This is a genomic window from Pseudoalteromonas sp. B62 (assembly GCF_037162565.1).
Lineage (GTDB): Bacteria > Pseudomonadota > Gammaproteobacteria > Enterobacterales > Alteromonadaceae > Pseudoalteromonas > Pseudoalteromonas fuliginea.
On sequence record NZ_JARLVB010000002.1, the window covers coordinates 977,664 to 993,842 of the forward strand.

The following is a 16,179-nucleotide window of genomic DNA, read 5'->3' on the forward strand; positions in this document are numbered from 1 at the left end:
GAGGGTAGTATGACAGCTATGACTGTACATCTTGACGTAGTAAGCGCTGAGCAGAGTTTGTTCTCTGGTCTTGTTGAATCGATTCAAGTATCTGGTAGTGAAGGCGAGCTGGGTGTAAACCTAGGCCATGCTCCATTACTAACTGCCCTTAAACCTGGTATGGTACGTTTAGTTAAGCAATTTGGTCACGAAGATGTGATATATGTTGCTGGCGGTACATTAGAAGTTCAACCAAATCACATCACGATTCTTGCAGATACTGCGGTTCGTGGTGAAGATTTAGATGAAGATTCTGTACAAAAAGCTAAACGTGAAGCTGAAGAACATATGGCGAATTCGTCAGCTGTTGAGTTTGATTATCAACAAGCGGCTACGCGACTGGCAGAAGCAGTTGCTCAGTTACGCGTAATTCAGCAATTACGTCACAAGTAAGCCTATCCGGTTTTGAAAAGCCCACTTTAAGTGGGCTTTTTTGTACTCGTATAGATGACTCTATCAGGCCTTACTGATAATCTAAACAATTTTAATAATTAAATTTACATCGAATTATTAGCTATAAGGACGTAGTGACCTACCAATGAAACCGTCAACTTTCTCAGAATCAATAGCAGAAATTAAGTTTGGAGCCTGGCGTTTAAATCCCAGACGGCAAACTATTAATGATGGTGTAATTGAGAGGGAGTTAGAACCGTTGCTGTTCAAAATTCTTAGCTACCTTATTCTTAATAAAGAGTCGATTATCACACGTCAAGATTTAATTGATGACGTATGGTGTCAGCACTATGTCGACGATAACGCCATTAACCGAGCTATTTCAGAGCTTAGAAAAGTACTGAAATCAGATATGCAACGCGGCCTAGTGGTAAAAACACATTATAGAAAAGGGTATAGCTTCTTTTTAGAGCCAGAGATTATATATTATGAAGAAGGTAATTCGTCTTTCAGCCAAGTTAATGCATTAAAAGAAACACCTAATAAAAAACAAAAAATATCAATTGAGTTATTGGCTATATTCACTTTGGTCGTTTTTATTGGTTTTTACATTGTTTTAAACGTATTAGATCCAGGCAAAGTTGGCCAAAAAAATACGGCTCCCAAGGTTGAAACAAAAAACTTAAATGTTGTTAATAAAAAATTTAAAGAGGAAGTTCTATCTTGGCGACAAGGCGTATATAGCCGAATGGTACTTTCTCCAGACAGTTCAACTGTTGCACTTACACTCCTTGAAAAAGAACAACTATACTCATCGCTTTTAATCAAAAATTTACATACCGGTCAAGAGAGAATAATCTCAGAAGTTAATGCTAATATATTCCCTGCAGGTTGGTCTATTGATAGTGAGCGTGCAATTTATAGTCTAGAAAGCGAAGGTAAATGTGAGCTGTGGGAAGTCGGTTTAACAAGTAATGCTGATAGTAAGTTTTTATTTGATTGTGAGCCATCAAACCTAATGAATGTTGTAAGTTTAGGTAACAACTCTTATATATATTCTAAATATGGTTACAGAAATCGCTCTGAATTATCGGTCCTTGTTAATAGAAACCTAAGTACAGGTGAGGAGTTTCAAATAAGTTCACCAAACTTAAATTCGTATGGTGATAAACTTTTATATTTTATAAAAAACCAAAAAAAATTATTTTTGAAAGACACCAATTTAATTCCAGTCAATTATACATGACGGATTTAGAAGGTGGTGCCCAAATAAAGCTTTATGAGACTAAGAATAGAATATGGTCAATTAACTACAACAATGAGACAGATTCACTGCTATGGTTTGACAATATTGAAGAGATTCTTTACCAATACTCATTAAAAAATAACCGTCTAGAAAGTAAAACAAAAGTGGATAGTGAAAGTGTTTACTCATCAACCTACCCAATTGATAATAAAAATATTTTAGGGCTTACTTACCCTTTTTCTCATAATATTTACAGGTTCGATTTAACTTCTGAAAACTTTGAGCGTGTATCAAAGCTAGAAAGTGGCTTTGCAAATACAGTTGGAGAAAATGTTGTTTTTTTAAGTAGTGATGGGGAATCTGTTAAATTAAATACAGTATTCAAAGACGGTAAGCTCACGTCTAAAAAGGTAAATTTAAGATATAAGGACTTTAAAATATCTTCTGATTCCCAAGAAGCTTTTGGCGTTGATGAAAAGAAAATAGAAATACTCAAGTATGAAGAGTTATCCGTTAAGGATGTTATTACCCCCAAAGGTGATTTGATCTCGGTTAATTATTTACTAGATAAAAATATTGGTTATATTGTGCAGGATGAACCTAGTGCAAACAGCAGCTCTTATATTTTTAATAGAAGTAATTCTAATAGTATATTGTTACCAGTAAAAAATGCAGTGTGGTTTGGTCAGTTACAAAATAACAAACTCGTTTTTTGAATAGTTTAGATATGTTGATATTTTTCGACTTATCAACTGGGGAACAAACAAAAGGCTTTAAAGTAAAAAAATCAGCCTATAAACACTCTTTATCAACAAACCAAAATAAACTTTATCATTCAACAGGGAAAGCTGTATACGAATATGATTTTTCCAAAGGCGTTAATATCGCTCCTAATAAAGTATTCGAGATTAGTAAAGCAGAAGATGTTATTCGAGAAGTTAATTTTTCAAGTTCAGGAAACATTCTATCATTAGAAATAGTAGAGCTAGTAAATAACGAAGTTGTGAGGTTTTCATTAGAGGAAAGCGATTAGTTAGTGTTTTTAGTGAAGTGACCTAGTTACTAATAAACCTCTATTCATTGGTCTGCTTATTGAATATGTTGATAATTCATTTAAAATCAATTGCTTGCATTGTTTTTTATGAGTGTTCTACAGGGGTACTGTAATTGCAATTTTCACTTATATCCTTTCCGAATCCTCGCTACAATAACGCTATTCAATTAAGTGTGTTTTTCAGTCAAGATTCAGTACTAATAAACTAACCTACTGAGTATTTGCACAAGAAGTGATTTACGTAATCTTCTGCACAAACATAAGACTTATTTAGCTAAAACAACGAAAAAAGGAAATTGTTTTAATGGCTCTAACAACTGTTATTCTTGCTGCGGGTAAAGGTACTCGCATGCGCTCTGCTCTACCTAAAGTTTTGCACAAAGTTGCAGGTAAACCAATGGTACAGCACGTTATTGATAATGTGATGGCATTAGGTGCAACGACTACAAACTTAGTTTATGGACATGGCGGCGAACTATTACAACAACAACTTGCCGATAACGATGTAAATTGGGTACTCCAAGCAGAACAACTCGGTACTGGCCACGCAGTAGCGCAAGCCAACTCTCATATTAACGATGAAGACACAGTATTGATTTTATACGGCGATGTACCGCTAACAAAACAATCAACTCTAGAGCGCTTATTAGCTGCAACACCTAAAAATGGTTTAGCGGTATTAACGGTAAATTTGGTAAACCCAAATGGCTATGGTCGCATGCTTCGTGTTGGTGGTAAGTTAGTCGGTATTGTTGAGCAAAAAGATGCAAGCTCAGAGCAGTTACTTATTAACGAAGTAAATACAGGCATTATGGCTGTTAACGGTAAGCTATTAAAAACATGGTTAGGTAACTTATCTAACAATAATGCACAAGGCGAGTACTACTTAACAGATATCGTTGCAATGGCGCACAGTGAAGGTGTAAAAATTACTTCAGCTCAGCCAGACCATGCAATGGAAGTTGAGGGCGCAAATAACCGCGTACAACTTGCTGGTCTTGAGCGTGCTTACCAAGCATGGCAAGCGCAAGAGCTAATGTTAAATGGTGCAACACTTGCTGATCCTGCGCGTATTGATGTGCGTGGAACAGTTACCACCGGTGAAGATGTACTTATTGATATAAACGTTATTTTTGAAGGTAATGTAACCCTTGGTAGCAATGTACAAATTGGCCCTAACTGTGTCCTTAAAAACTGTACCATAGGCGATAACGTTATTATTAAAGCTAATACGCTGATTGAAGATGCCACAGTTGCAGATAAGTGTACGTTGGGTCCTTATGCTCGGCTTCGCCCAGGCGCTGTAATGGAAGAAGACTCACACATTGGTAACTTTGTTGAGATGAAAAAAACCCGTTTAGGCAAAGGCTCAAAAGCCAACCACTTAAGTTACTTAGGTGATGCTGAAATTGGCGAAAAAGTGAATATTGGCGCGGGTACTATTACCTGTAACTACGATGGTGTTAATAAATCAAAAACTATTATTGGCGATAATGCCTTTATTGGTTCTAATTCATCACTTGTTGCCCCAGTAAATATAGGTGCAACTGCAACAATTGGTGCAGGCTCTGTGATCACCAGTACCGTTGAAGATGACCAATTAGCAATAGCACGCTCTAAACAGCGTAATTTAACAGGTTGGAAACGCCCAGTTAAAAAATAATAAGCCAACACCTTTTTAAGGCGAGTTATATACTCGCTTTTTTATTGCTTATATTTTGACTATTATTTAAACTTATGGTTAACGGATTAAAAAATATACTCAAGGAAGTGTTATATGTCAGCTCATGCTCGCCGTGCTATTGCCGAAAGGCAACGTCAAAGCCAAATAAAAAGCATTCTATCAGGTAACAATCACACGCTGATACAAATGAACTCTGCAGAGTTTGTAGACTACATTATTTCTGTAAAGATGAAGCAGGTAAATTTCGTTCAGAAGTGGTTGATTGGCTTGATAAGTTACTGGAAGAGCATAATTCACTATCAAGTAAATGGAAACGAATTAAAGATCCTTTGAAAGCAGGGGCTGGTCTATATCCTCTATTTGATGATATTAAAGCTTTAGTCATTATTGCAGAAGTAATGAAGCGCCAAGGTAATACGTTTGGTAAGTTTAAAATCAAAATATATAATGGCTCCCCCGCTATTATAATCACTTCTTACCCTGGTATCAGAGCTCATTTAACTGGAACTCATTATTTAGCAAGTAATCCTAGGCTTTTTACTATCGGCGTAGGCAAGCTAGAAGCCTCTAAAGCAATGAAAGGAGGCTTTGTAGTTAGTTTATTAATTTCAGTTACATTCCACAGTGTAGATTTGTTTTTAAATGATCAAAAAACATGGCATGACTTAGTCGCAGGTATAGCTGTCGATATGGCAGTTGTTGGAGCTGCTATAGCTACAACATTTGCAGTTACTTATTTTGCAACCGCTTTTGCTGGGGCCATTATTGTTACTACTGCTGCAATACCTCTCCTTATTGTTGTCAGTGTAGGTATAGCTTTTACTGCCTTAACTATGGGTTTTTCAACAGATCCTATAGCGGATGCCATTGCTTATAAGTTGCGAGAACTTGAAAGCAATCTTCGCTCTGAGATTATTGAGGTTAATAAAAAATTAGAAAAGGGTTTTAGTGAAGATCCTTATGCTTTTTTTAACTTTCTGTTTGGAGTTCCAACAATAAATCTTAATCGTAGTAAAAATGAGTACAATTGATGTCTATTTTAGAATGGCAAAAATCTGAAGAACGCTTTTTAGAACAAACTCTCGAGCATAAGCTAACAGTTGTTATAGGCTTGGTTGTTTTTGTATTATTCTCAATGACTTTATTTTATTTCTCTTATTACGGGTTTGTTGAGAATGTTTATTTTGATGACTCGCTTTATTATATTAGAGAAAGTGGCCTGTTGGCTCCAATAATAGCAATGACACCGTTTCCTGTGCTTATGACAATTGCCGGTTTTCAAAAGGTATTCAATTTTCACAACGAGAAAACAATAAAGCTAATGGTAAAACTTATGCTTTGGGCAATTCCTCTATATATAACTTTATCTATTACTAATAGTTTTTATATCGAGTCTAAATTAACAGGGAAGGGTTATAGTTTTTGTCATTGGTATACTAGTCCATCTTTTAGAGGTCCTGATGTTTGGCTAAAAAACGATGAGTTATGCTTACAAGATGGCTCTGTCATAATCAGTGATATAGCCGATTGGTTCGAGCAAAAAAACCAACAAGGTATTGAACCCTCTGTTGATGAGCTAAAAGAGTTTATAAAAGAAACTAGAAAAAGTCGTGATGATTATACTAATTATAAGTAGTGAAAAGTCACCATTAAAGAGTAATAAGCTAACATCTATGTAGAACTATTTCATGGCTCACTTTTATGCAACCGAGGAGCTGTGTTTATTGCGGTCTAGTTGATGAATATAAGTTGAAACAGAAATGAGCTATAACTAATGCCTATTTTAGAATGGAAAAAAGCAGATAAAAAGTTATCTCTTGCAAATATGAAAGAATTAGCATCTGTTTTTTTCTTGTTAATTGTTAGTGGGGGACTGTGCTATAAAATAGCCTTAAATTTTTTTCCGAAGTGGAAACAATATTTTTAGTTAGTCGGCCTCAATTTTTTATCAAAGAGCAAGCCACCATACTGCTATCTTTTTTATTATTACCTTGCTTATTTCTAACGTTTTTATCGACTTTACAGCGCTTTTTGGGGTTTGATATAAAGTTAACTTTAATTAATGCATTTAAAAGTGCAGTTGTAGGTTTAATTGTTTTATTAATTCTATCAATCCCGACGAATCTTGTCATAGAGTCTAATTTAAAAAGCCAAGGTTACACTTATTGTAGTTGGTATACTGGACCCTCACTTCGAGCGCCTGATGTTTGGCTAAAAAACGATGAGTTATGCCTACAAGACGGTTCTATAATAATTAGCGACATAGCCGATTGGTTTGAAATGCATAATGAAAAAGGCATTGAGCCAACGCTTAATGAGCTTGAAGTTTTTATACAGAAAATTAGAGCAGAGTATAATCGTTAAAATTAAAACAAGATTGCTTTAGCCGTTTTTATTTAAAAACCAGATAATCTAGTCAATTACACAAGAGATTTTTTGTTTTCCAACGATAAACCTGAATCGTAGTGGGTTGGCTAGAAAGTGTACTCGAAAGATCAACACGCTCTAGGCATACTATTTTTCTTTATTTATAACTCCCTCTTTTCCCCTCATGGCTTTTAAAAGGCACCAAATATCTTTATAGCCGATCATAAGCTGTTTTAACCAGATAGCCTTATCTGCCATTATTCCCTTTTATCCTCCTATAAAGCCATCCGTCACCTCATTTACCAAGCTCACATTATCGCTTTACAATTTTTGCAAATCAGGAGGATAAGATGAAAATAATATTGGGTGTTATTTGCAAAATATATGTGCTGTTCGTGATGGTTATATCTTCAGTGAGTGAAGCAAAACAGTTTACAGAAAAATTACAGTTTGATAGTCAAATTCGTATTAATGGGCAAAATATAAAAGGGACGAATCAAGCAATTTTTGCAACTAAAAATACTTCATCTCTTTTCTCGGCTCTGGATGTAAGTTTAGAAGGTGAAGGGTTGCGTTTTGCGGCAACTGCTAACGTATATAAAGAAGGTGGGACGAGTGAAACCGATTTTACTATTTCAGAAGCGTTCTATGATTTTAGTACGGAAAATTGGTTTTTATCTGTAGGGAAAAGAAGCTTGATTGGGATGTTGCCTATGGATTTAGACCATTAGACATGTTTTCTGCGACTGACTCATTAGCGATATATACAGCAGTACCCCTGGTGTGCTAATGATAACGGGGGACTACTTTACTGAATCAGGAAATATCACTGTGATTTGCAATGAAACGAAACCTGATTATCTTGAACGAGGCATTAAAGTAGCACAAAGTTACGGTTGTGGTGGGCGCTATTATCAATTCTTTGATGGTTATGAAGCGCAAGCAATAGCGCACTATGACGATAAACTGGGCTTTAGAATTGGTGGAAGTACCCTTGCAGTAATAGGTGATAGCTTAGAATTACATAGTTCATTACTCTGGCAGCAAAACTATCGTTCGCCTAAAGTTACTCAACTGTATAAGAATACTTTATCTGCATATGATAATGTTGAAACAATTTGGCGCAAAGGCAGTTTGCAAGCTTTAGTGGGTTTTAACTACAGTTTTTCGATGGGGGTAACAGCCATTGTAGAATACTGGCATGATGGTCGAGCACCAAGTGACAAGCAATGGCGAACATTAATTGCACGCGCTAATGAAGGTGTCCAAGATCATCAATTGAGATTATATCGAGCTCACTTTTCGACACAAAATCTATTCAGAGATAGTGTGATGGTGCATTTGAGAACATCTAATTCTACCTGGCAACCTTCGATGACATGGTTAACAAACCCTCAGGATAACAGCATGTTAATAAATAGTGAGCTGTGTTACTCTGGTTTTAAAAATGGTCGTCTCTGTCTCGGTTATAGGAGCTATGCTGGCGGAAGCGAAACAATATATGAGCAGCTAAGCCATCAAAAAACTGGATATTTTAGCGTCGAAATTAAGTTGTAATTTAATGCCTTTTATTAAACCATTCTCAGGGTCAGAAAGCTGGGTGAGTAATTTAAAGCTAGCTGTAGTCTGTATTTCTCTTGGGTTACTGATTCACTTTATTGGGTGGGCTAAGTATCCTGTTATTTCAATTATGATCTCTCTTGGAGTCGGATTCAGTATTCGCTTATGCCGTAAATGGTTAAAGCGGCATTATCCACAAATGAATCTTGCCTTGCAGTTTTTCTTAGCTACTCTTTTTTCTTTTATTGTGTGGGGACTGACGCCACTCTTATTAGGTGTTGTGAAAAGCACTGGTGGCTATATTGGTGATTTACAACAATATGTAGGTATTTTTCTGATTGGCAGTTTTATTATGGTGGTGGTGAGTTTTACATACTATCGAAGTGCACAAGCACAGAATTTAAAACAATCGTTAGCACAAGTTGAATTAGATCAAATAAAGAAAGATAAAGTACTGTTAGAAACTCAATTAAGGTTACTACAATCTCAAATTGAGCCGCACTTTTTATTTAATACACTCGCTAATATTCAAGCATTGATAGCTGTTGATACTAAACAGGCGAATAAGATGTTAGCCGCGCTCTCGGCTTTATTGAGACAAAGTTTAGATAGGACGAGGTCTGAGTGGTTAACCCTCGGCCATGAATTACGTTTTAATAAAGCTTATTTGGCCATACAGAAAATACGTTTAGGGGATAGACTTAATGTTCACTATGACGTAACGGATAAAATAACCGATGATATTTTGTTTCCTCCAATGTTACTTCAACCTCTCATAGAAAATGCCGTCACACATGGTATAGAACAGTTAACATCGGGTGGAGAATTGACTCTATTAGTCAAAAAGGAAGAAAATAACTTATTAATACGCATTACGAATAATACACCTAATGAAGGCAGTAATCACAAAGGCACACAAGTTGGGATGAACAACGTAAAAACCAGATTACAACAATTGTATGGTGAACAAGCCAGCCTTTTATTTGATCACAGTCAGGCGGGTATTGTGACCGTCACTATGGAGGTACCCTTAAATGTCTCACCGAGTTAAAGTTGTTATTGCTGACGATGAGCCCATTTTGCGTACACATTTGAAAATGATGTTAGAAGAGGTTTGGCCTGAAATCGATATTGTTGGTCAAGCAGCTAATGGTGAAGAAGCTTTAGCACTGACCGAGGCATTTACACCTAAGGTTGTATTTTTAGATATTAATATGCCAGGAATGGATGGTTTAGAAGTTTCTAAAAAACTATGTGATGATGACTCACCCCCATTATGGTTTTTGTAACTGCTTATAATGAATATGCAGTTACTGCATTTGAGAACCAAGCAATTGACTATCTTTTAAAACCTTTAGAAAAAATAAGGCTTGAAAAAACCGTACAGCGAATAAAAAAGCTTTTGTCATCCGAAAGCACTGATACTAGTCAACAAACACAGTTACAGGCTATGTTCTCCCAGTTAATGCAGAGTAATAACCTAGCATCATCTAATGCGTATTTAAAGTGGATTAAAGCAAGTAAAAACAATCATATATATATGATTGATGTTGATGACGTAGATTATTTTATCGCCGACAATAAGTACACCGAAGTTACTGCTGGGCAACAGAAGCATTTAATAAAAACATCTATTACTCATTTAGAAAGTGAGTTAGAGCCTGATACTTTTTGGCGCATTCATCGTAATTGTATTGTTCGAGTTGACACTATTGATCATGTATCTAAAGATGATTTAGGTCATGTCTATATATACTTGAAAGGGAGTGATGAAAAACTTTCTGTGAGTAGAAAATATCACCATTTATTTAAGCAGATGTAACAGAAAAAATAACCAACCATTATTGAAGCGGATTTAATACTGTAAAAGAGGTAAATCATGATTTACCTCTTTTTTGATTGTATTGAGTGCGCTCTAATCACTATCATAATTCAACTTACTAATTTGATCGCTCCACTAAAAAAGAACTACAAAGTATATTCATCATTACTATTTCCCGTTTATCTCCCTATTCAACCGATTATCGCCTGCCTCACATTCTATGGTGATTGTTTCTTAAGATATGTTCATCAACAGAAACAATACAGGATAACGATAATGAACCAATTTTCTACGATTAAAAAAATGCTTTTAGGCGTTGTACTAGCAAGCTCTTCAGTTACTGCAAGTGAAATCCCAGCGCATGTCATTACAGCATATCAACAGGGACTTACTGGCTCCCAAGAGCAAAATCAACTTGCTGTGAACGCGCTTTCTGAACTCAACAATAAAGCATCAAATCCCGTTGTTTTAGCTATGTTAGGAAGTGCTGAAACAACGCAGGCACGATACACCAGTCAACCTTGGCAAAAAATGAAATTCGCAGAAGCCGGCATTGCGAAATTAAATAAAGCAATTAAGCAAGTTAAAGGAATGCCATATCCACTTAAAGCAAGCGTTTATGTGACTGCTGGCTGTACCTTTGCGCAGGTACCAAAAATGATGAATCGTGCTGAACATGGTGCTTATTTATTAAATCAAGTATTGGCCGATAGTGATGGATTTTCAAAGTTAGATAAACAGCTAAAACAATCAACTTATAGATGTGCCGCATTGGCTGCAAATAAATTAGAAGATCAAACTAGAGCTAAATTATTCATCGACAAGTCTGACGCTCTAGCGCGCCTTTCAAAGGCTGAAAAAGGATAATTGTAATGCTTAAATTTTCGAACATTGTTAAGTCTTACAAGACTGGAGAAGTAGTCGTCGACGCATTAAAAGGCGTATCTACTGAGATAAAAAAAGGGGAAACTGTTGCATTATGTGGCCCTTCAGGTAGCGGGAAATCAACACTTTTAAACATTTGTGGCTTGCTTGACGATGACTATAAAGGTGAAATTTGGCTTGCAGGTAAAGCAGTCTCAAAAGATAAAAAAGTAATGACACAAATTCGTCGTGAAAAACTAGGATTTATCTTCCAGAGATATAATTTGATCCCAGTGATGTCTGTTTATGAAAACGTGGAGTATCCACTTTTAATGCTTAATATGAATAAGCGAGAAAGAATGGATAAAGTTGTTGATATTATTAATAAAGTTGGTTTAAAAGATCATATATCTAAACGCCCAGATCAATTATCAGGTGGTCAACAGCAGCGTGTTGCTATTTCGAGCATTGGTTAAGCGACCTGAGATTGTGATTGCGGATGAACCCACCGCAAATTTAGATACATCGACCGCGAATATGGTCATTGATCTGATGCGTGATTTAGGCAATGACCTAGGTTGTACCTTTATTGTAGCAACACATGACCACCGTATGACAGATCGCTGCCATCGTGTTTTAAATCTAGCTGATGGTAATTTATCGGCATTTAATCCATATGAAACTCATAGGAGAGCAGGATAATGCGTTGGATCTCATTTGCATTTTTTAACGTTTGCCGAAATGGTAGGCGTTCATTATTCACAATATTAGTTGCTGCAGTTGCCGTTGTCGCTATTTTAACGACGAGTGGTTTTGCCTTATTTACTTATCAATCACTGGCAGAAAAAGCGGCTAGAGATGAAGGTAATTTTATTATTACACATCAAAAATTTCTAAAAGAAGAAGAAGATACACCGCTGCAATATGGTTTATCTGATATTGAAAAGTTAATAGCTCAACTTGAAACCGACGAAGACATTAAAAGTGTATTGCCACGCATAAACTTCAATGGTCTTGTATCTAACGGTGAAAAAAGCTCAATTTTTATTGGTCTGGGTGTAGACCCCGAAGAGTTTATGGTTAAAGGGCCTTTTTTAACAATGTTAGAAGGTAAAGCATTATCAAACTTTGGTAATGAAGATGAAGCAGAAGTTGTATTAGGTAAGGAGCTAGCACGCAACTTAAAGGTGACTGTGGGGGATTATATTACGCTCATGTCGACAACGACAGATGGTGCGTTGAATGCGATGGATTTTACAATAAGGGGTATTTATACGACAGGTGTGCCAGATTTAGATAAGCGACAGCTCTATGTGAAACTATCAGATGCGCAATCATTGTTGTATACCGAGAAAGTCAGCTCATTGTCGGTTTACTTATTTGACATAAGTAAAACACAACAAACAGTTTTAGATTATCAGAAGCGTGACCAGTCATTGGAGTTTACACCTTGGTGGAAGCGCGCATTCTATTATCAGTCAGTAAAAGATCTTTATAACCGTATTTTTGGCCTGTTAGGTGGAATTATGGTGTTACTTGTATTCTTCTCAATTTCAAACACGATGGCGATGACTGTTAGTGAAAGAACCCGTGAAATAGGGACTGTATCGGCAATGGGCTCTTATCAATGGGAAATTATTCGTAACTTTGTATTAGAGTCAAGCATGATAGGGTTCATTGGCGCGGCGTTAGGTATTGTTGCATCTGCCTTCATTGCTTGGGGATTGGTTTATTTAGGTTTAGAAATGCCACCACCGCCAGGTAGCAATCAGGGTTACCCTTTAACCATTACTTTCTCATGGGAAGTAGCAGGTATTGTATTACTTACTATGGTATTGGTATGTGTATTAGCGGCACTAAAGGCTGCATATAAAGGCAGTTCAAAATCAATTACAGAGGCGCTAAGTCATGTTTAAATTTAAAAATATTATATCTATCTGTGCGCTGTTGCTTATTTCTGTATCAGCTGTTGCGCAAACTGTAAATGAACAATACGAAGGTGGATTTGATCTGCAAGCAGCTCTTGTCAACGTTGATGCTTATCGAAGTGAAGCAGAGTCAGTAAAAATTTCGGCAACAGTCAGTGCATATAATAAAGAGAAGCTAAAAAGTGAAAAGCAATATGATGTTTATTCATCTATCAATAAACAATCACTTGTTGTTTTTAAAACGGCTTCAGAGCAAGGACAAAAGGTCTTGATGAAGGAAAATGATTATTGGATGTTCATGCCGAAAAGCCGACGACCAATACGCATAACCCCTTTACAAAAATTATTGGGGGAGGCATCACTGGGCGATATTGCGACACTTAGTTGGAGTCAAGATTACGATATAGAGTCTTATGAAACGAATGAAGCTGTCATAGTGTTTAATTTAACGGCTTATTCAGAAAAGGCGAGCTATCAAAAAATTCAACTTACCGTTGATAAAGCCGATTTATTTCCATTGCAAGCAGAGTTGTATCTTCGTTCTGGCAAACATGCCAAAACGGCTACCTTTGAAAGAGGTGAGAGAAACAACAAAGTTAAAGTGATTTCTATGTCGTTAATCGATCAAATGCAGCCAGGTAAAAAAACAGTGATTGCTTATGATGAAATTAAGCCAATTGATGTACCGCAAAAGTTATTTAATCCGCAAATATTAATTCGCAGTGATTTAAATAGCCTTTTAACTGAGTGAAAGGCTAAAAACTTGGAACTACAATTAAATGAGCATCAAATCGATACTTGGCAAACCTCTTCAAGTTTGTTTGAACAAAATAATGCGCTTTCAGATCTTGATGTACAGTTAAGTGTGTCAGATAAGCTGGTGGCCAACTAAACTTGGCCACTGATTTTAGTGTAAGCCATTATCGCTTGTTTGATTTGTATTATTGCAACGTTAGTTTAAATTGCTCTTTATAGCGTCTAGATAGGTTTAGTACTTTACCTGTTGTTAGTTTTATTTCACTGTCGCCACTGGGTAGTGGTGTAATGGACTCCACTTTATCGAGTTTTACGCCATGGCTGCGGTGAATTCTACAAAACCCCTGCACTTCAAGTTGTTTACTTAATGCTGTAAGCGTTGCCCTTAACGGATATATACGTGAGCCTATATGTAGGTTTACATAATTACCCGACGATTCAAGCCAATCAACATCCTCTATTTTTATAATGAATTCTTTTCCGAGCTTTTTAACTAATAGGCGGTTTATGGTCGATGTTGTTTGCTGCTCACTTTCTTCAATTGAAGAGGCTTCACCTAGTAACTGCTGCACCACATATTGATATACTTTGATAAGTACGATGAAAAACACAAAGCTTATAGCGTCTTTCTGGTATTCATAAATAAGCTCAAACCAGCTAAGTCCAAAGTTGTAAGACCCATCATTCAACAAATATATGAATTTACGAATCCCTACCATAATACCAACGTGTAACACGCTAAATATAATAGAGGCACCAAAGTACATACCTAATGAGGCCGTAATATTTTGCCAATTAAAAGATAAGTGTCTTAAAAACCAAATTAAAATAGGGAATATAAGCAAAGTACTCAAGGCACTTGAATACTCCCAAACAAATGGCTCCCACATTAAAAAAGTTAAAGCGCCTTCTCTTTGGGCTTCCATTATTTGGGTTGTAGCGTTTACTGTATTATTAATTAATACGTAAGCACACAGTAATACTGATGCGTAAATGCTTTGAAAACGTTGAAAGTGCTGTAGGTTCATAAATGTATGCTTATTGCTAATGTGGCACGCTTATCCCTGTATACCACCTTTTATCACTATTGCCTGTAATATAAGCACTTGTAGATAGTTTTAGCGAGAGCTTTAGGTATGAATAACGCATAACATACATAAAGTAGTAAAAGCATGAACACTCAAACACAACAACCTTCATTAGTTAATTTGCGTAAATATTATCTTGATTGGCTTAGGGTAATCGCATTTGCGTCGCTAATTTTTTATCACATTGGCATGTTGTATAGCGAAAACTGGGGATTTCATTTTAAAAGTAATTACACATCACAGTATGTTGAATATTTAATGTTGATGTTTTCACCTTGGCGTATGTTGCTCATTTGGTTTATATCGGGCGTAGCACTGCGTTTTATGATTGATAAAATAAGTGGCTTTAAGTCTTGGTTACATTTCACTTTATATCGCTCTATTTTTTTACTATTACCCTTGCTGGTGGGTTTATGGTTAATAGTGCCTTTACAGCTGTTTGCAGAAATGTCGCAGCACGGTGTTATTGATATTAGTTATTGGCAATTTTATTTAGCTTTTATAGAGACTAACAATACGCTTTTTATTAATTATCAGTCTGGAGTGTGGCCGCATGTGGATGTAAATCACTTGTGGTATTTGCGCTCGTTGTGGCAATTTATGCTGATCATTATTGTTCTAGCTCTTTTTGCACGCTTGCCCTTTATTGCGCCTTTAAAAACATTTGTTAAAGCGGGTATGTCATTTGGGTTTTTAATTACCTTGCTCACTATTGCCACACTATTTACAAGCCATTACTTAACTGGCGATTCAATCAGAGAAACTAACGGCTTAATACTGCTACTCGCAGGATACATATTTGCTAAAAACACTTACTTTTGGAACAGTTTAAATAAAAACTTGGTATTACTGGCTTTGTGTTTTTCGGTTTTGTTTGTACTTATAATATTAAGTTATCAGAAGGCGTTTACTCTTCCTCATTTTATTCTAAGCGGTAGCTACAATATTCAACGTGTTGTAGGTGTATTTTTTGTACTTGCGCTCGCTCACCGATTTTTAAATTTTAATACCTACTATTTAAAGCAGCTCAATGCATGGGTGTTTCCCTTTTATTTATTGCATCAAAGCATTTTGATTATTTTGTGTTTTTTACTGCAACCTTTAAGTTTAGGGACTGTTGTTGAGCCATTTATCATTATTACAGGAACTTGGTCTCTCTGCGGGGTTATAACATGGAGTATTACACGTATTGATGTACTTAGACCTTTGCTAGGGGTTGCAATTAAACGAGAGTATTCCCCGAGTGCAAAAATGCTTGGTTATACGGCCGCTTTAATTTTAATTACTCCGCTAGCGTATAAGCTAATTACTTAGGCTAAGAGGCTGTATTAAAACTGCCATAATCTTGTCATGCCTGTGTGTTGATATTTAGCAAATA

At 36.2% G+C, this 16,179-nt stretch carries 20 protein-coding genes; 19 read left to right on the forward strand and 1 reads right to left on the reverse strand.

Translation table 11 applies throughout. The features are described from left to right. Positions 1-9: 9 nt before the first annotated feature. From P4S71_RS08865 to P4S71_RS08950, 18 genes are all read left to right on the forward strand, one after another. On the forward strand, positions 10-432 hold the full coding sequence (locus tag P4S71_RS08865; RefSeq protein ID WP_007377666.1) for a F0F1 ATP synthase subunit epsilon: 423 nt from the start codon (positions 10-12) through the stop codon (positions 430-432). Between the two features lie 145 nt (positions 433-577). Continuing rightward, a complete protein-coding gene (locus P4S71_RS08870; RefSeq protein ID WP_337150491.1) occupies positions 578-1,678 on the forward strand; it encodes a winged helix-turn-helix domain-containing protein in 1,101 nt (366 codons plus the stop codon). Beyond that, the gene (locus tag P4S71_RS08875) at positions 1,675-2,394 is read left to right on the forward strand and encodes a hypothetical protein (protein ID WP_337150492.1); all 720 of its coding nucleotides are present in this window, start codon (positions 1,675-1,677) and stop codon (positions 2,392-2,394) included. The genes P4S71_RS08870 and P4S71_RS08875 overlap by 4 nt, the downstream gene beginning before the upstream one ends. Then, positions 2,391-2,711 carry a hypothetical protein gene (locus P4S71_RS08880; RefSeq protein ID WP_337150493.1) on the forward strand — a complete coding sequence of 107 codons (321 nt, stop codon included), beginning with the start codon at positions 2,391-2,393 and terminating at the stop codon, positions 2,709-2,711. Before P4S71_RS08875 ends, P4S71_RS08880 begins: the two co-directional genes overlap by 4 nt. A 325-nt stretch (positions 2,712-3,036) precedes the next feature. Continuing rightward, positions 3,037-4,395 carry a bifunctional UDP-N-acetylglucosamine diphosphorylase/glucosamine-1-phosphate N-acetyltransferase GlmU gene (gene glmU / locus P4S71_RS08885; protein WP_337150494.1) on the forward strand — a complete coding sequence of 453 codons (1,359 nt, stop codon included), beginning with the start codon at positions 3,037-3,039 and terminating at the stop codon, positions 4,393-4,395. Positions 4,396-4,670: 275 nt separating this feature from the next. Then, positions 4,671-5,447, forward strand: a complete 777-nt coding sequence (locus P4S71_RS08890) for a hypothetical protein (RefSeq protein ID WP_337150495.1) — start codon at positions 4,671-4,673, stop codon at positions 5,445-5,447. Beyond that, positions 5,447-6,052 carry a DUF1240 domain-containing protein gene (locus P4S71_RS08895; RefSeq protein ID WP_008137632.1) on the forward strand — a complete coding sequence of 202 codons (606 nt, stop codon included), beginning with the start codon at positions 5,447-5,449 and terminating at the stop codon, positions 6,050-6,052. The genes P4S71_RS08890 and P4S71_RS08895 overlap by 1 nt, the downstream gene beginning before the upstream one ends. Positions 6,053-6,447: 395 nt before the next feature. Then, positions 6,448-6,780, forward strand: a complete 333-nt coding sequence (locus P4S71_RS08900) for a hypothetical protein (RefSeq protein WP_337150496.1) — start codon at positions 6,448-6,450, stop codon at positions 6,778-6,780. Positions 6,781-7,133: 353 nt separating this feature from the next. Beyond that, positions 7,134-7,514 carry a hypothetical protein gene (locus P4S71_RS08905; RefSeq protein WP_337150497.1) on the forward strand — a complete coding sequence of 127 codons (381 nt, stop codon included), beginning with the start codon at positions 7,134-7,136 and terminating at the stop codon, positions 7,512-7,514. A gap of 58 nt (positions 7,515-7,572) precedes the next feature. Next, the gene (locus P4S71_RS08910; protein ID WP_337150498.1) at positions 7,573-8,340 is read left to right on the forward strand and encodes a hypothetical protein; all 768 of its coding nucleotides are present in this window, start codon (positions 7,573-7,575) and stop codon (positions 8,338-8,340) included. 4 nt (positions 8,341-8,344) lie between these two features. After that, positions 8,345-9,394: a sensor histidine kinase gene (locus tag P4S71_RS08915; RefSeq protein ID WP_337150499.1), complete on the forward strand. Its 1,050-nt coding sequence runs from the start codon at positions 8,345-8,347 to the stop codon at positions 9,392-9,394. Further along, complete coding sequence (locus tag P4S71_RS08920; protein WP_337150500.1) at positions 9,378-9,632, forward strand: response regulator; 255 nt, start codon at positions 9,378-9,380, stop codon at positions 9,630-9,632. The genes P4S71_RS08915 and P4S71_RS08920 overlap by 17 nt, the downstream gene beginning before the upstream one ends. Next, complete coding sequence (locus P4S71_RS08925; protein WP_337150501.1) at positions 9,620-10,165, forward strand: LytR/AlgR family response regulator transcription factor; 546 nt, start codon at positions 9,620-9,622, stop codon at positions 10,163-10,165. Before P4S71_RS08920 ends, P4S71_RS08925 begins: the two co-directional genes overlap by 13 nt. 276 nt (positions 10,166-10,441) lie before the next feature. Beyond that, positions 10,442-11,032, forward strand: coding sequence for a hypothetical protein (locus tag P4S71_RS08930; protein WP_337150502.1), 591 nt, complete (start codon positions 10,442-10,444; stop codon positions 11,030-11,032). A gap of 5 nt (positions 11,033-11,037) precedes the next feature. Further along, positions 11,038-11,505 (forward strand): ABC transporter ATP-binding protein, encoded by a 468-nt coding sequence (locus P4S71_RS08935; RefSeq protein ID WP_337150503.1) that lies wholly within the window; start codon positions 11,038-11,040, stop codon positions 11,503-11,505. Positions 11,506-11,730: 225 nt separating this feature from the next. Continuing rightward, positions 11,731-12,945, forward strand: a complete 1,215-nt coding sequence (locus tag P4S71_RS08940; protein ID WP_337150504.1) for an ABC transporter permease — start codon at positions 11,731-11,733, stop codon at positions 12,943-12,945. Next, entirely contained in the window at positions 12,938-13,708 is a 771-nt protein-coding gene (locus P4S71_RS08945) for an outer membrane lipoprotein-sorting protein (RefSeq protein WP_008137622.1), read from the forward strand. The genes P4S71_RS08940 and P4S71_RS08945 overlap by 8 nt, the downstream gene beginning before the upstream one ends. A 12-nt stretch (positions 13,709-13,720) precedes the next feature. Continuing rightward, positions 13,721-13,849: a hypothetical protein gene (locus P4S71_RS08950; protein WP_008137620.1), complete on the forward strand. Its 129-nt coding sequence runs from the start codon at positions 13,721-13,723 to the stop codon at positions 13,847-13,849. 49 nt (positions 13,850-13,898) lie between these two features. Here P4S71_RS08950 and P4S71_RS08955 read toward each other — a convergent pair whose 3' ends face one another. Then, a complete protein-coding gene (locus P4S71_RS08955) occupies positions 13,899-14,741 on the reverse strand; it encodes a LytR/AlgR family response regulator transcription factor (RefSeq protein WP_337150505.1) in 843 nt (280 codons plus the stop codon). A gap of 144 nt (positions 14,742-14,885) precedes the next feature. On the opposite strand from P4S71_RS08955, the gene P4S71_RS08960 reads away from it, so the two are divergent. Beyond that, positions 14,886-16,115, forward strand: a complete 1,230-nt coding sequence (locus P4S71_RS08960; RefSeq protein WP_337150506.1) for an acyltransferase family protein — start codon at positions 14,886-14,888, stop codon at positions 16,113-16,115. Positions 16,116-16,179 lie beyond the last annotated feature (64 nt).

What these genes read in the sequence shown, in the direction of transcription:
- P4S71_RS08865 (WP_007377666.1), top strand. Translation starts at nt 10, where the DNA reads ATGACAGCTATGACTGTACATCTTGACGTAGTAAGCGCTGAGCAGAGT.
- P4S71_RS08870 (WP_337150491.1), top strand. Translation starts at nt 578, where the DNA reads ATGAAACCGTCAACTTTCTCAGAATCAATAGCAGAAATTAAGTTTGGA.
- P4S71_RS08875 (WP_337150492.1), top strand. Translation starts at nt 1,675, where the DNA reads ATGACGGATTTAGAAGGTGGTGCCCAAATAAAGCTTTATGAGACTAAG.
- glmU (WP_337150494.1), top strand. Translation starts at nt 3,037, where the DNA reads ATGGCTCTAACAACTGTTATTCTTGCTGCGGGTAAAGGTACTCGCATG.
- P4S71_RS08895 (WP_008137632.1), top strand. Translation starts at nt 5,447, where the DNA reads ATGTCTATTTTAGAATGGCAAAAATCTGAAGAACGCTTTTTAGAACAA.
- P4S71_RS08905 (WP_337150497.1), top strand. Translation starts at nt 7,134, where the DNA reads ATGAAAATAATATTGGGTGTTATTTGCAAAATATATGTGCTGTTCGTG.
- P4S71_RS08910 (WP_337150498.1), top strand. Translation starts at nt 7,573, where the DNA reads ATGATAACGGGGGACTACTTTACTGAATCAGGAAATATCACTGTGATT.
- P4S71_RS08915 (WP_337150499.1), top strand. Translation starts at nt 8,345, where the DNA reads ATGCCTTTTATTAAACCATTCTCAGGGTCAGAAAGCTGGGTGAGTAAT.
- P4S71_RS08920 (WP_337150500.1), top strand. Translation starts at nt 9,378, where the DNA reads ATGTCTCACCGAGTTAAAGTTGTTATTGCTGACGATGAGCCCATTTTG.
- P4S71_RS08925 (WP_337150501.1), top strand. Translation starts at nt 9,620, where the DNA reads ATGGTTTTTGTAACTGCTTATAATGAATATGCAGTTACTGCATTTGAG.
- P4S71_RS08930 (WP_337150502.1), top strand. Translation starts at nt 10,442, where the DNA reads ATGAACCAATTTTCTACGATTAAAAAAATGCTTTTAGGCGTTGTACTA.
- P4S71_RS08935 (WP_337150503.1), top strand. Translation starts at nt 11,038, where the DNA reads ATGCTTAAATTTTCGAACATTGTTAAGTCTTACAAGACTGGAGAAGTA.
- P4S71_RS08940 (WP_337150504.1), top strand. Translation starts at nt 11,731, where the DNA reads ATGCGTTGGATCTCATTTGCATTTTTTAACGTTTGCCGAAATGGTAGG.
- P4S71_RS08945 (WP_008137622.1), top strand. Translation starts at nt 12,938, where the DNA reads ATGTTTAAATTTAAAAATATTATATCTATCTGTGCGCTGTTGCTTATT.
- P4S71_RS08955 (WP_337150505.1), bottom strand. Translation starts at nt 14,741, where the DNA reads ATGAACCTACAGCACTTTCAACGTTTTCAAAGCATTTACGCATCAGTA.
- P4S71_RS08960 (WP_337150506.1), top strand. Translation starts at nt 14,886, where the DNA reads ATGAACACTCAAACACAACAACCTTCATTAGTTAATTTGCGTAAATAT.